General features: G+C 35.8%; 13 protein-coding genes. 7 read left to right on the top strand and 6 right to left on the bottom strand.

Annotated features, from left to right (window positions below; genetic code table 11):
• Window positions 1-14 precede the first annotated feature (14 nt).
• The 4 genes from DLK05_RS14020 to DLK05_RS14005 all read right to left on the bottom strand — a co-directional run bounded on the left by DLK05_RS14020 (window position 15) and on the right by DLK05_RS14005 (window position 4,045).
• Entirely contained in the window at window positions 15-659 is a 645-nt protein-coding gene (locus DLK05_RS14020; RefSeq protein ID WP_127344639.1) for an NADH:ubiquinone reductase (Na(+)-transporting) subunit D, read from the bottom strand.
• A gap of 7 nt (window positions 660-666) precedes the next feature.
• Complete coding sequence (gene nqrC, locus DLK05_RS14015) at window positions 667-1,371, bottom strand: NADH:ubiquinone reductase (Na(+)-transporting) subunit C (protein ID WP_127344638.1); 705 nt, start codon at window positions 1,369-1,371, stop codon at window positions 667-669.
• A 20-nt stretch (window positions 1,372-1,391) separates the two neighbouring features.
• Complete coding sequence (locus tag DLK05_RS14010; protein ID WP_127344637.1) at window positions 1,392-2,576, bottom strand: NADH:ubiquinone reductase (Na(+)-transporting) subunit B; 1,185 nt, start codon at window positions 2,574-2,576, stop codon at window positions 1,392-1,394.
• Between the two features lie 113 nt (window positions 2,577-2,689).
• The gene (locus tag DLK05_RS14005; RefSeq protein WP_127344636.1) at window positions 2,690-4,045 is read right to left on the bottom strand and encodes a Na(+)-translocating NADH-quinone reductase subunit A; all 1,356 of its coding nucleotides are present in this window, start codon (window positions 4,043-4,045) and stop codon (window positions 2,690-2,692) included.
• Between the two features lie 208 nt (window positions 4,046-4,253).
• Between DLK05_RS14005 and DLK05_RS14000 the strand changes: the two genes are divergently transcribed.
• The 6 genes from DLK05_RS14000 to DLK05_RS13975 all read left to right on the top strand — a co-directional run bounded on the left by DLK05_RS14000 (window position 4,254) and on the right by DLK05_RS13975 (window position 11,207).
• The gene (locus DLK05_RS14000; RefSeq protein WP_127344635.1) at window positions 4,254-5,543 is read left to right on the top strand and encodes a type IX secretion system plug protein; all 1,290 of its coding nucleotides are present in this window, start codon (window positions 4,254-4,256) and stop codon (window positions 5,541-5,543) included.
• Between the two features lie 223 nt (window positions 5,544-5,766).
• Window positions 5,767-6,123 carry a hypothetical protein gene (locus tag DLK05_RS13995; RefSeq protein ID WP_127344634.1) on the top strand — a complete coding sequence of 119 codons (357 nt, stop codon included), beginning with the start codon at window positions 5,767-5,769 and terminating at the stop codon, window positions 6,121-6,123.
• 21 nt (window positions 6,124-6,144) lie between these two features.
• Window positions 6,145-7,119 carry a biotin synthase BioB gene (bioB, locus tag DLK05_RS13990; protein WP_127344633.1) on the top strand — a complete coding sequence of 325 codons (975 nt, stop codon included), beginning with the start codon at window positions 6,145-6,147 and terminating at the stop codon, window positions 7,117-7,119.
• Between the two features lie 262 nt (window positions 7,120-7,381).
• Window positions 7,382-8,863, top strand: coding sequence for a Na+/H+ antiporter NhaC (nhaC, locus tag DLK05_RS13985; protein ID WP_127344632.1), 1,482 nt, complete (start codon window positions 7,382-7,384; stop codon window positions 8,861-8,863).
• A gap of 136 nt (window positions 8,864-8,999) precedes the next feature.
• Window positions 9,000-10,631, top strand: coding sequence for an L-glutamate gamma-semialdehyde dehydrogenase (pruA, locus tag DLK05_RS13980; protein ID WP_127344631.1), 1,632 nt, complete (start codon window positions 9,000-9,002; stop codon window positions 10,629-10,631).
• A 267-nt stretch (window positions 10,632-10,898) separates the two neighbouring features.
• Window positions 10,899-11,207: an FtsB family cell division protein gene (locus DLK05_RS13975; RefSeq protein ID WP_127344630.1), complete on the top strand. Its 309-nt coding sequence runs from the start codon at window positions 10,899-10,901 to the stop codon at window positions 11,205-11,207.
• 3 nt (window positions 11,208-11,210) lie between these two features.
• Here DLK05_RS13975 and DLK05_RS13970 read toward each other — a convergent pair whose 3' ends face one another.
• The gene (locus DLK05_RS13970; protein WP_127344629.1) at window positions 11,211-12,479 is read right to left on the bottom strand and encodes a glycosyltransferase family 2 protein; all 1,269 of its coding nucleotides are present in this window, start codon (window positions 12,477-12,479) and stop codon (window positions 11,211-11,213) included.
• A gap of 90 nt (window positions 12,480-12,569) precedes the next feature.
• Window positions 12,570-13,157 (bottom strand): OmpH/Skp family outer membrane protein, encoded by a 588-nt coding sequence (locus DLK05_RS13965; protein WP_127344628.1) that lies wholly within the window; start codon window positions 13,155-13,157, stop codon window positions 12,570-12,572.
• A 309-nt stretch (window positions 13,158-13,466) separates the two neighbouring features.
• On the opposite strand from DLK05_RS13965, the gene DLK05_RS13960 reads away from it, so the two are divergent.
• The gene (locus DLK05_RS13960) at window positions 13,467-14,372 is read left to right on the top strand and encodes a proline dehydrogenase family protein (protein WP_127344627.1); all 906 of its coding nucleotides are present in this window, start codon (window positions 13,467-13,469) and stop codon (window positions 14,370-14,372) included.
• Window positions 14,373-14,501: the final 129 nt, after the last annotated feature.

The following is a 14,501-nucleotide window of genomic DNA, read 5'->3' as shown; positions in this document are numbered from 1 at the left end:
ATATTTCTTTTCAATTAATTAGACTCAATTAAACCTTTGTTTCTTGATCTGTGAACCCAGATAATGATACCTAAGGTAATCAAGGCCATTGGAGGTAGAATCATCAATCCATTGTTTTGATAACCCATATCATATAAAACTTTCGGAATCACATGAAAACCGTATAAGGTTCCAGATCCCAACAACTCCCTGAAAAATGCTACAATAATTAAAATTACACCGTAACCAGCACCATTACCAATACCATCAAGGAAGGCTGGCCAAGGTTTATTTCCCAAAGCAAATGCCTCAAGTCTACCCATGATAATACAATTTGTAATAATCAAACCGACAAAAACGGATAGTTGTTTACTAACATTATAGGCAAAAGCCTTTAGTACCTGGTCAACCACAATAACAAGTGCAGCCACCACAACTAGTTGTACAATAATTCTAATTCGTGAAGGAATAGTATTTCTTAATAATGAAACTATCACATTCGCAAGTGCTGTAACTGCCATAACTGATAGTGACATTACTATAGCTGGTTCTAATTTTGCAGTAATAGCCAAGGCTGAACAGATACCGAGTACCTGTACCGTTATAGGATTTTCGGCACTCAACGGATTAGTTAATAACTTTCTGTTCTTAGCGGAGAATAATGGTTCTTTATCGCTCATCTCGTGCTTAATTTAAGGATTTTAAAAACTTTTCATAACTTCCAAGGTTGTCCCGAAGCATTTTTTCGAGTCCTTTGGAAGTAACCGTACCACCTGATACAGCATCAAATTGGTGAACATGACCAGAGGCAGTTCCTTTTCTCAAAGCCAAAGATGTAAAAGTTCCTTGCTCATCAAAAATTTGTTTTCCAGCAAAAGGTTTCTGAAATGCAGGTTTTGCAATTTCAGCTCCCAAGCCTGGAGTTTCACCCTTATGGTCGAATATAGCACCGTAAATTGTTTTCCCATCTGTATCCATGGAAATAAAACCCCAAATAGGTCCCCACATACCTTTACCACGTATAGGCAGAATTATTTTTTCGCCAACTCCTTCTTTTTCAAAAATAAAAACAGGAAGCTCCCTGTTTTTTAAAGCCTTAGCATTTTCAACCTTTAGGTCAACTTCAAACGCTTTATCCATATCTTCGGAAATAGTCTTCCCTTGGGAATTAACAAGAAATGCTTTTTCAATATATTTTTTGTATAAAGCTTCTGCATCTTCCGGAGTGGAGGATATATCCACAGCTTTAAGTATATATTGCTTTTTCTCTATCTCTCTATTTTTATTTTGCCGTGGCTTCAGTTGTAATGCTGTGAAAGAAAGTACCGCAGCAACCACTACTACCAAAATAGAGGCGTAAAGAAATGTATATGTATTACTTTGAGTATTCATATTCTAATTGATTATTTGATTTAAGCAGTTACCTTAACTCGTTTCAATCTTCTTTTAATATTTCCCTGAACCACGAAATGATCGATTAGTGGAGCGAAAGTGTTCATTAAAAGAATTGCTAACATCATAGCTTCAGGGAAACCTGCATTAAGAACTCGGATCAATACTGCAAGAAATCCAATTAAAAATCCATATATATATTTTCCTCTGGTTGTCTGAGTTCCAGAAACAGGATCAGTAGCCATAAATACAGCTCCAAAAGCAAATCCACCCATAACAAGGTGTTGCCATGCAGGTATTAATGTCATATAGGAATTAGAACCCAATAGATTAAATAAAGTTCCCATAACAAATCCTCCTGCAAATACAGAAACAATAATTCTCCAGCTTCCAATTCCTGTTGCAATTAAAATTAAAGCTCCAATTAAAATAGCAATAGTAGAGGTTTCTCCTATTGATCCGGGAATTAAACCAACAAACATATCCCAGGTGTTGGAAAGATGTTGTTCTATAATTGAAGTTGCTGCTTCACCTTTTGCTCCAACAAGAGCTGCCGCATGTGCTAGAGGAGTAGCTCCGGAAAAAGTATCCGCTTTATCAGCTATCCAAACAGCATCTCCTGACATTTTTGATGGATAAGCAAAGAAAAAGAATGCTCGAGCTACTAAGGCTGGATTCCAGATATTCATTCCAGTTCCACCAAACACTTCCTTACCAATAACAACGGCAAAGGCAGTAGCAACAGCAACCATCCAAAGAGGTGCCTCTACTGGCATGATCAATGGAATAAGCATTCCCGAAACAAGGAATCCTTCATTCACCTTATGGCCTCTCATTTGTGCAAATGCAAATTCAATACCCAATCCAACAACGTAGGATACCACAATAATAGGTAATACTTTTATTAAGCCATAAAGGAATAAATCAAACATTCCTGTTGCAGCCAATTCTCCTGCCGAACGAAAATGCTGATAACCCACATTATACATTCCAAACAGAAGAGCAGGAAATAATGCCAAAACAACCACAGACATAGTTCGCTTCAAATCAATAGCGTCCTTAATATGAGTGCCTGTTTTGGATGTAATATCAGGAACAAACAGAAAAGTTTCAAAAGCCTCAAATGTAGACTGCAACTTCGCATATTTCCCCCCTTTTTCAAATAAAGGTTTCTTTTTATCAAGAAATTTTCTTAGTGCTTTCATTGTATATTATTATCCGTTTTTTCATCCGTACAATTTATTAAATAGATCGGATGGAACTTCCAACTTATTTCTAATTTGCTAAAAATCGCCTTTAGAAATAAATCAGTATTTATTTAGCTCATTTCCTTAATCATCAGACCGATTCCTTGACGAATAATATCTTGTACATTAATTTTTGATGTACAAACGAATTCGCAAAGTGCAAAATCTTCCGGAGCTACTTCGTATATACCTAATTGCTCCATTCGATCAATATCTTCAATCATGATTGATTTCACCAAATGAACTGGTAAAATATCCATTGGTAAAACCTTTTCATATTCTCCAGATACAACGTAGGCACGATGTTCTCCATGCATATTTGCATCTAAACGATATTCTTTTTTCGGCATTAACCATGAAAAGAAAGATTTTGACATTGAGAATTTATTCAATCCAGGAAGTGCCCAACCAAGGAATTCAAATTGATTTCCCTCTGGTATAACAGTCAATTGTGAATCGTAAGAGCCTATGAAACCATCCTCGAAAATCTGTGTTCCGGTTAAAACATTACCTGAAATTACTCTGATTTTTTGCTCGTCTTTTAATTTCCCTTTCAAAATATTTCTAACGGAGGCTCCTTGAATTGTTTCAAAATAACATGGAGTTTTTACCTCTGAACCACAAAGTGCAATTTTACGACTTACATCATAAATCCCTTTGGTAAACAATCGACCAATAAAAACGACTTCCTGTGGACGAATTACCCAAACTACTTCGCCTTTATTAATTGGATCAACGTGATGAATTTGAACTCCTACATTACCAGCTGGATGAATTCCTGTAAATTTATTAATCGCAACATTTTTGGCATCAGAAAATACTTTTGACTGATTCAAATTTGGATTGATATTCAAATTTACCTTACCGTCTGTTAATTTAGCAAGAGCATTAATTCCTGCCTGAAATGCTTCTGATTCTCCTTCAACAAGGAAATCAAAATCAGCTGCTAAAGGTGCTGTATCAAAAGCAGAAATGAATATTGCTTTTGGAGTTTCAAGTGGTTTAGCAATTACATCGTAAGGACGTTGGCGCAAGTAGCACCAAAGACCACTTTTTAATAATTCTTCCTTTACATCCTCGCGCGAAAGACCATTCGGATCAGCCTTTTTAAACGTCTCGTATTGGGTTTCCGTGTCGGCTTGAATTACTACCTCTAAGATTTTCCGTCGTTCTCCTCGGTTTACGGCAATTACCTTACCACTCACCGGTGATGCAAAATTAATTTCAGGGCAATACTTATCGAAGAATAAAGGACTTCCGGCCTTTACTTCAGCATTAACCTTCACTTTTAATTTTGGTGTTAATCCGGGAAAATCGGTAGGTTTAATTGCGTATGTCTCAGAACGATCAGCTTTTTCAAGAACTTTTTCAGCCTTTCCTATCAGCTTAATATCTAAGCCTTTTTTGATCTTTTTAACTTCAGACATGTTAAACTATTTGATTTTATTAATTTGCGTCAAAAATAACTAAATTATACACTAATTCACAATCATTAACAATAAGCTCAAAGGTTTTAAAAACTTTTGAAGTCATTTTTTTTAATAGCTGTAAAAAATTTGCACACAAAGATATAAAGCAATTTTCTATTTTTGTAATTCTTCAGTTTATTTTTAATCAGTATATATACATATCAATATGCCTAAAAATTTCTTTATTTATATATTCCTCATTCTTATTGGATTTCCGCAACATCTTCTTGCTGCTCAAAGCGATTTAAATCTTGTATTTATCAACGAAATAAAGAAAAAAAGCATCCATACTGTTCAAATACATCCCTTAGGATGGGAATTAATGGCGCCAATAATAGAATTGGATGGAGATAATCAGCTCCTTTTTTCTTTTGATGAAATTGGAGTAAATATTCAAGATTACTCCTATAGAATTATCCATTGTAATAAAAATTGGCAGATTTCCGACCTCAGTGAATTTGATTATCAGGATGGATTTGCACAAAATCAAATTCAGAATTACGAACCTTCCTTTAATACAAATGTAGATTACATTCATTATAGTTTAAAAATCCCCAATGATGATTTAAGTTTGAAATTATCAGGAAACTATGTATTGGAGGTATATGAAGATTTTGATCCTGAAAAAATTGTGATTCGGCAGAGATTTATGATTGTAGATACGAAAGTTGAAATTCTGGGCGAAGTTAAACATCCAATTTCCATTGATAAAAGAGAGACTCATCAAGAAGTAGATTTCAGTATTTTACATCCTAATTTTGCCATAGATAATCCACAAATGGATTTGCAGGTTGTACTTTGCCAGAATGATCGTCTGGATGGAAGTGAAAAGAAATTGAAGCCACTCTTCATACGTAAAAATGAATTGGTATTCGATTACGAATCTGAAAATGTTTTCCCAGGAGGTAATGAATTTAGAAATTTTGATCTGAAAAGTTTAAGATATCAAACCCGATTCATACGGCAAATAAGGAAAGAAAAAGATACAACCTATGTTCTCCTTGCTCCTGGAGAAAATCGGCATTTTAAACAATACATTTTTGACAGAGATATAAATGGCCGGTATTTAATTGACGTGCAGGAAAGAGATGAGCCCGATACCGAAGCCGATTACGTTTACGTTACTTTCTGGCTTCCATTTGATAATAAAATACAATTTGGTGATGTATATGTTGATGGTGATTTCTGCAATTGGAAGTGTACTCCTAAAAATAAAATGGAATACGATTATGCAAGCAACTCCTATCGCAAAACAATATTTTTGAAACAAGGATACTACAATTATCAGTTTGCCACCCTAGATAAAGGAAAAAAGGTACCTGATTTTGGATATATTGAAGGAAATCATTGGGAAACCGAAAACAACTATGTGGTTTACGTTTATTACCATGATATTGCCTTAAATTACGATATGCTCATTGGTTATAAAAGTCTTAGTTCTACTGCAAAATTTTAATATAGAGACGTTGTGCGGTATTATAAAAATCGTGCAAGCGGTATTACTATGACGTTACATGTGGTATTACAAAGATGTTGCATGCGGTATTACTGAGACGTTGCGTGCGACATCTCTACAGGATATGTTCTACAATCATTTTCAAATCAAAAAAAAACAATACTTTTGACTCCAAAATAGCGGGATTCATTATCTTGTGTCTCGAAATTAAAATGATACACCTATGAAGTCTGTATTTACAATCGGCAATCAAAGATCGGATGTACAGGTATTTAGACGTTGGAGCAGGAAATCGTATGCTGCATTTGCAAGTATGAATCTACAGATTAAGATTTCCAACATCAACACTAGCTACAATTTGCTGGTTCCATCGAAAGAATGCGGTTTTTCCGGATTTTGCTATTTGCCCGACAACGAACGAGAGGTGAATGAAATTGATGATTTGGATCTGCTCGGATTCGAGTTGATCGAAATACTGTTGCTTCAGAACGAAAACAAGAACATCAGCAAAGCGAAGGAATCCGGCTTTTGGTCAAATAAGATTCTTTCCGCTCATTCACATCTCGCAGCAAACAATTAATTGATAAGAAAGAATTTTATTATGACTGACATTAGAAACAACTGGACCCACGAAGAGGTCAGCGAAATTTACAACTTACCATTGCTTGACCTTGTAAATCGTGCCGCGAACATTCATCGCAAACACCACGATTCTCAAAAAATGAACATGAACACCTTAATATCGGTTCGAACCGGTGCATGTTCGCAGGATTGCAAGTACTGTGCACAATCGGCTAAATACGACACTCACGTAAAACCCGAAAAACTGAGTCTGGAAAAGGTTTTGGAAGAAGCCAAAATTGCCAAAGAAAACGGCGTAAAGCGCGTTTGTCTGAGCTCGGCTGGACGTGATGGAAACAGAGACGACCGTTTCGACGAAATGGCTGAAATGATTACCGAAGTGAAAAAGATGGGGCTGGAAGTTTGTTGTACCATGGGTATGATTAATAAAGAAAAAGCCAAAAAATTGGCAGATTTGGGAATCACTGCGGTGAATCACAATATTGATACATCTGAACGCCATTATCCAAACATTACCACAACCAGAACTTATAGCGAAAGATTGGAAACACTTGTCAATTTACAAGAAGCAGGGATTTCTTACTGCTCGGGGGGTATTTTAGGAATGGGCGAAACCGACGAGGATCGCATCGAAATGCTTCGTACGCTTTCCAATCAGGAAAAACATCCTTATAACGTACCACTAAACTCTCTCGTTCCCGTTGAAGGAACTCCCTTTTTTGGCAAAAAAACCATAAGTATATTTGACATGGTTCGTGCGGTTGCAACTGCTCGAATTCTCATGCCTAAAACGGTGATTGCCTTTGCAGCCGGCAGAACACATTACAGCCAGGAAGGGCAGGCGCTTTGTTTCCTTGCTGGTGCCAACTCTATCTTTTTTGGCGAAAAACTGCTTACCGTAGAAAATATGACCGTAAACGAGGATCAGCATTTGTTGGATACCATTGGTATGAAACCTACTCGTTTTCATGAATTAACGACATTAGAAGAATAAGAATTCTCTTATGTTAAGTATTAAAGCCGCAATATCATGCGGCTTTTTTTACGCCTATCATTTTATAACTGGCCTTATTTTGCACACTTAATTTTCAAATCTACCACCTTTAAAAATCATTTAGAAACACCATTATATACTCATAACACTTTATCGTAAAAATTCTGATAATATTATAAAGATTGTGCAGTTGTTTATTAAGCATTCCCTTTTCTCCTTTATTTTTGTAAATTCATGCCTAATTAAACGACCTTTAAACCCTATGAACCAACAAAATAAATCCATCACTCTCGGCGAGTCACTCCTCCCAATTATACTTCTGATCTCTTTATTAAGCATTAATGCAATTGTTTTTGGCGATCAAGCCATTGAAGGCGCCAATCAATTTGCGCTATTATTAGCCGCGGCTCTAGGTGGAGTCATTGCCTTGCGACATGGCAAAAACTGGGAAGATTTGCAGAATGGATTTGTAAAAAGCATAAGCTCAGCCATGCCTTCCATGTTAATCCTATTACTGATTGGATCACTTGCCGGTACATGGATGATTAGTGGAGTAGTTCCGGCCATGATTTATTATGGACTAGAATATCTTAATCCTACTCTTTTTTTGATGCTTTCGGTTATTATCTGTGCTGTTATCTCTTTGGTAACTGGAAGCTCGTGGTCAACCATTGCTACCATTGGAGTAGCCCTTCTGGGAGTAGGAAATGCCATGGAAATCAACAAAGCATTAGTAGCTGGTGCAATTATTTCGGGTGCTTATTTTGGTGATAAGGTTTCCCCACTTTCTGACACCACAAATCTTGCTCCAGCTATGGCTGGTGTTGATTTATTTGTTCACATTCGCTATATGATGTACACCACCATTCCTTCCCTTATCATTACACTGTTATTGTTTCTGGGAATTGGTTTTTTTAAGCATGGCGAAATTCATCCCGAAGGCATTCGTAGTGTACAACTCGCGATTAAAGAAAGCTTTCATATTAGTCCGTGGCTATTTCTGGTTCCGGCACTGTTGTTTTTTATTATCAGCAAAAAAGTACCTGCGCTACCTGCAATATTTGCAGGAACCTTAATTGGTGGTGTTTTCGCCATTATTTTTCAGCCACAAATCATTCACCAGCTTTCCGGGAGTGAGTCCTACCTTCAAGCTTCCTACCAAACGGTAATGAAATCTATCTTTACGGATATTAGTATTCCTGTTGCAAACGATAATATTAAGGATTTACTTTCTACTGGAGGGATGGCAGGAATGCTCAATACCATTTGGCTAATATTAACAGCAATGGTATTTAGTGGTATTCTGGAGGCAGCAGGAATATTAGAGAAAATTACAGAAACCATGCTAATAGCAGTACATTCAACAGGTTCGCTGGTAAGCACAACTGTTGCGAGTTGCGGCTTTTTAAATCTAACCGCCTCCGATCAATACATATCGATTGTAGTTACCGGCAGAATGTTTTCCAAATCTTATCAGGAGCAAAATCTTAAACCAGAAGTATTAAGCCGAACCTTGGAGGATGCAGGAACTGTTACATCTGTACTGGTTCCATGGAATACTTGCGGCGCTGCTCAAGCTGGAGCCTTGGGAGTGGCAACAGTCGCTTTTGCTCCCTATTGTTTCTTTAATATCATTAGTCCTATCATGTCGATTACTATTGCCTATTTAGATATTAAAATCAGAAAATTAACAGATCCCGAAACTCGGGTTGTCATTCCTGAGAAAGAAGTATTAAATCAATAGAAACGACTCCTGTTTATTGGATATCTCTGCAAGCTTTAAAGTATGACAATATTCATGTATGAATTATTCCTTTTTTTTTACATTTGCTCTGAGTGTAAAGGAAAATTTTAAAACATAACCCTTAAACAACATTATCATGCCAAAAGGTATATACAATGTTCCGGTTGCAACAAATGAACCTATTTATTCATATGCACCAGGATCAACAGAAAGAGCTGAATTACAAGCTACAATTAAAAAAATGCGTTCTGAAGAAATTGATGTGCCTATGTACATCGGTAGCGAGGAAGTAAGAACCGGAGATAAAAGATCAATGAATCCTCCTCATGATCACAAACATGTTTTAGGATATTACCACCAAGGTGGTCAGAAACATGTTCAAATGGCTATTGACGCTGCAATGGCAGCAAAGCCAGCATGGGAAAATCTGGCATGGGAACATCGTGCATCTATCTTTTTAAAAGCTGCAGAATTAATTTCCGGTCCGTACCGCATGAAATTAAATGCTGCAACCATGTTAGGACAATCCAAAAATGCTTTCCAGGCTGAGATTGACGCCGCATGTGAAATCGCTGACTTCCTTCGTTTTAACGTTGGCTATATGACTGAAATCTATAATCAACAACCTAAATCCTCAAAAGGAATTTGGAATAGATTGGAGCAACGTCCATTGGAAGGTTTCATTTTTGCTCTAACTCCATTTAACTTTACTGCTATTGCTGGTAATTTACCTTCAGCTCCTGCTATGATGGGTAATACTGTGGTTTGGAAACCATCTAAAACTGCAGTTTATTCTGCACGGGTGTTAATGGAAATATTCAAAAAAGCTGGCGTGCCTGATGGTGTTATCAACTTGGTATATGTTTCAGGTCCTGATGCTGCTGAAGTTATTTTCAATTCTCCTGATTTTGCAGGAATTCATTATACTGGTTCTACTGCTGTTTTCCAGAATATTTGGAAAACCATTGGAAACAATATTCACAAATATAAAACCTATCCTCGCATTGTAGGTGAAACCGGTGGTAAGGATTATATTTTCATGCACCCAAGTGCTAATTCAAAAGAAGTTGCAACAGCTATTACCAGAGGATCATTTGAATTCCAAGGTCAGAAATGTTCTGCTGCATCCAGAGCATACATTCCAGCAAGCAAATGGGATAAGGTATTGAAATACGTTCAGGAAGATCTTGCTAAAATTAAAACTGGAGGAACCGAAGATTTCACCAACTTCCACAATGCTGTGATTGATGAGACTTCTTTCGATAAATTAGCAAAAGCTATTGATGAAGCAAAAGCTTCACCTGATGCTGAAATCGTAGCCGGTGGTACTTACGATAAATCTGTTGGCTACTTTATTCATCCAACTGTAATTCGTGCTAAAAAAGCAGATTACACAAGTATGGTAGAAGAATTATTCGGCCCAATAATGACTATTTTTGTTTACGATGATGAAAAAGTTGACGAGACTTTAGAAATTCTGGATAAGACATCTATGTATGCATTGACTGGAGGTATTTTTGCCAATGATCGTTATGCTATCGATAAATTAATGAAGCGATTGGTAAATACTGCTGGAAACTTCTACATCAATGACAAACCAACTGGTGCTGTTGTTGGTCAGCAGCCTTTTGGAGGATCAAGAGGTTCTGGTACAAATGATAAAGCAGGTTCTATGATTAACCTATTGCGTTGGGTTTCTCCTAGAACTATCAAAGAAACCTTTATTCCTCCAGTGGATTATATGTATCCTAACTTTTTGGAGGACTAAGAAAATAGAATTTGGTCAAGACGCCAATTCTAAAACATGATTATATTTTGGACGAAACGATCGGAGTTTTCTTCGGTCGTTTTTTTATTTAATCAATAGCTAATGCCAATAAAATTATCTCCTAAATCCCCAATGAATTGATAACGACCGAACTATTTGGTTTTAAATTACAAGCCTACAGCTTGAGTCTCTTTAGAATTATAAATCTGATATTTTAATCCGTTCCATTTCGTATATTCTTTGTAATTTAGCTGGAAATTATTGAGCATGAATCCTAAAAAGACACAAAATATTTTTCTTCGGATACTCAGGAACAAGTATCTTATTACTTTCCTGATTTTTTATGTCTGGCTATTTTTCTTCGATCAGAATTCCATATGGGAAAGAAAAGGAAACGAATCTACCATCGAATCCCTCGAAAAAGAAAAAGCCTATTTTCTGGATAAAATCGAGCATGATAAGAAGAGAATTCATGAGCTAAAAACCAATCGGAAGAACCTCGAGAAATTCGCACGAGAACAATACCTTATGAAAAAAAAGAATGAGGATATTTTTATTGTGATTAAGGAGGAATAAATTCTATTGTTTTTTTTCCAATTCCCGATAAATCTTCAGCAATTCTTTCGCAGCATAAATACCTTTACTATCGATTCCCAAGTCGACCAACAATTGCTTGGCACAAACCACAATACTTTCCTCATCGATAAACTGTTCGTGTACATTATTCAGGTATTTCAATACTTTAAAGGCATTGAAAGCACCAAAGAATTTCTTTCGAAAGCTTTCTAAGGAAGCACAATTTTTATTGATCTCATCTAAGGCCTCATAGAAATTATCCTCCTTTAAATAACTTCGCACCGGACCGGGGAGATTTACAATCAACTTATTTAAATAGGTGTCATAATCCACTCCAAAGAATTCATCAACCCGATCAAACAAGACTTTTAAATCTGTGAATGCAGCATAATTGTAAGTTTTATAATCGACAATCCCCTCTTCTATAAAGGTGGAAATTGCTTTTCCTGTTCCGAATGGTACACGATCTGATATTCGAGGGGATGGTATTACCCGTGTAGAATTAATCTCATAGAAATTACCAAGCGGAATAATTTTTTGCAAGAAGTAAAAGTCCTCGCCTGCCTGACGGCGATTCATTCCTCCTTGCTTGACATAGGCACTTGCTGTAACTGCAAAACTGGAACCTACAGTATGAAAAGCATGTGGATGTCCAGCGTACTGCATTGCCAACCTATAATATCGCAGATACAACTCGTATTGCGCTATGGCTTGATAAATATCTTCTTCAAATTCATTTCCCTCTAAAGGATGCTCGTAGAAGATATTGGCTCCATTGGCTTTTGGGTGTTGCTTAAAAAGTTTCTCAATCTCCACTAAATAATTGGTATCACAAGTGGAATCAGCATCAAACCCAGTAATGATTCCATTTGCTTTATCTATTTTATTAAATCTGCCTACTGCCTCATCCATTGCAATTTTGCGAGCAAACCCTACACCAGCGAATTTCCGTGGTAGATTTGCTTGATGAATAAGGTAAAACTTTAAATGATCCTCCTGATGATTTGCAATCCAATCATTGGTAGCCTTTATCGTTGTTGTATTCTGATTTAAGGCTTCCTGATCGGTTTTTTCCCCGGAATTGACTATCACAATTACTTCCACATCTCCCTGTGGTCGCTCACAATTCCAAAGGGAATTCAGACTTGTAATCAAATCCGGTTCATTAAAACATGGAATGGTTACAATTATATTAAGATTTTCGGAAACAGGAGTACTTATATACTCCGGATACATTCTCTGTTTTTTTAAATACTTATCTGCAAAAGCCATATTGGTATTTTCTATTGGGAAGACAAAGATATAAAAAAGGGCAAACTGCATAATATGCAAGTCTGCCCAATAATTTATAGAGTAATGAGATTATTTAGACTCTCCTTTGTATCTTCCATTTAAGCCGTCAATAATTTCTTTAGTAATATCTAAACCATCTTGTGATAATAAAACATTTCCCCCTTTTGTTGTGCTTAAAATTAAGCTGTACTTGTGTCCTGCATTAAATATCTTCAAATAATTGGTAACACTATCAAACAAGCGCTTGTTATTCGCATTTTGTTCTCCCATTAATTGATCGGTTAATTGGCGATTTAACTGCTGTAAATTTTGCTGTTTTGCAATTAATTTTTGTTGTGCTTCTTCAGCTCTTGCACGAGTTAAAAATCCATTATTTTGAAGTTTGCGTTGAAAATCATTAGCTTCTTTTTGTAATTTTTGAGCCTTAAAATTAAAATCTGTTTTAGAATCTTCCTGTTTTTTCAAAAACTTTTCATTCAACTCAAGAGAGAAATTATAATTACTAAGCAATGAATCGGTGTTAATATACACCACTGCACCTTCACCAGCTGTTGCTGTCACCATCTTACTTTCCTCTTTGCCTGAAAAATGGAATATATATAGTATTCCAACAGCAACAATTAATACAGCATTTAATGCAATAGATAAATTTTTCATAGTTATTTAGAATTTAATTATTCAAGATATAGTAAACCTCAAATTGAATTTTCAGGCTACATCTTGTGTGTCTCCTACCATTCCAACATTAGGCTTTTATGGATTTTTTTTGATTTTGCCTAACAAATATAAGCTTAAAAAGGAGACTAAAAAATACTTCTGTCTTCATTTTCGCAAAATTAAAATGCTTCTAAGTGTGATTTTTACCCTATTTCCAGATGCTGATAAACGTCATTCTTTTTTTTCGCAGGACTCTCTACATTGGGGACAAGAATTAGAAATGAAAAACCTATTAAAATTTCAAACTCAATGATCAATAAACTTATAGCAGCAACACTTCCCCACATGCCAAAAAAATTAGTTTGGCTCTTTTCTAAAAGATATATTGCAGGGGAAACAATTGAAGATGCAGTAAATGCATCTAAAAAATTAAATGCAGAAGGCATTAAAGTAACCGTTGATTTACTTGGTGAATTTATTAAGGATCTTAGTCAAGCAACAGAAAACAAAGAAGCATACCTGAATATTATTGAAACTTTTGAATCCAACAAAATCGACGGTAACTATTCCGTGAAACCAACCTTTTTTGGTTTATTGATAGATGAAGAAATTTGCTATGAAAACATCAGAACTATTGTAGCAAAGGCAGCAGAATATAACAATTTTGTTCGAGTTGATATGGAAGATTCTCCATGTGTGGATAAAGAAATTAAAATTTTCCGTCGTTTGAAAGCAGAATTCCCAAATAATGTTGGATTAGTAGTTCAAGCTTATTTAAAAAGAACTCAATCTGATTTAGAAAACATGATGAATATGCAAAATGGCACATCTAACCTAAATTACCGTTTGTGTAAGGGAATTTATGTGGAACCTAAGGAGATTGCCTTCAAAAGATATGAAGAAATCAATAGTAATTACCTTAAAAATCTAGAATTCCTATTGGAGAATAAGGTATTTCCAGGCATTGCTACTCATGACAAAAATTTGGTTGGACCAGCAATGGAATTAATAGAAAAACATAAAGTTTCGAAGGACATGTATGAATTTCAAATGCTTTATGGCGTTACTCCTGAGTTGCGTAAATCGATACTTAAGAAAGGACACAATATGAGAGTATATGTTCCTTTTGGAAAAGATTGGTTTGGTTATTCAACCAGAAGATTGAAAGAGAATCCAAAAATGGCTTCCCTAATTATGAGGCCACTGAAAAAGTAACATACTATCAAGCATCAAACCGAAGAATTACTCTTTGGCTTGATGCTTTTTTAATATCTTAGAGCCTGTTAGAAAAATAATATCATGCTCGTTCAACAACAAACATTAGGCTTAAGCCCATATACAGAT

It is taken from the genome of Ancylomarina longa (assembly GCF_003996985.1).
GTDB classification, from domain to species: Bacteria; Bacteroidota; Bacteroidia; order Bacteroidales; family Marinifilaceae; genus Ancylomarina_A; species Ancylomarina_A longa.
This window is presented reverse-complemented; position numbering and strand designations above follow the sequence as displayed.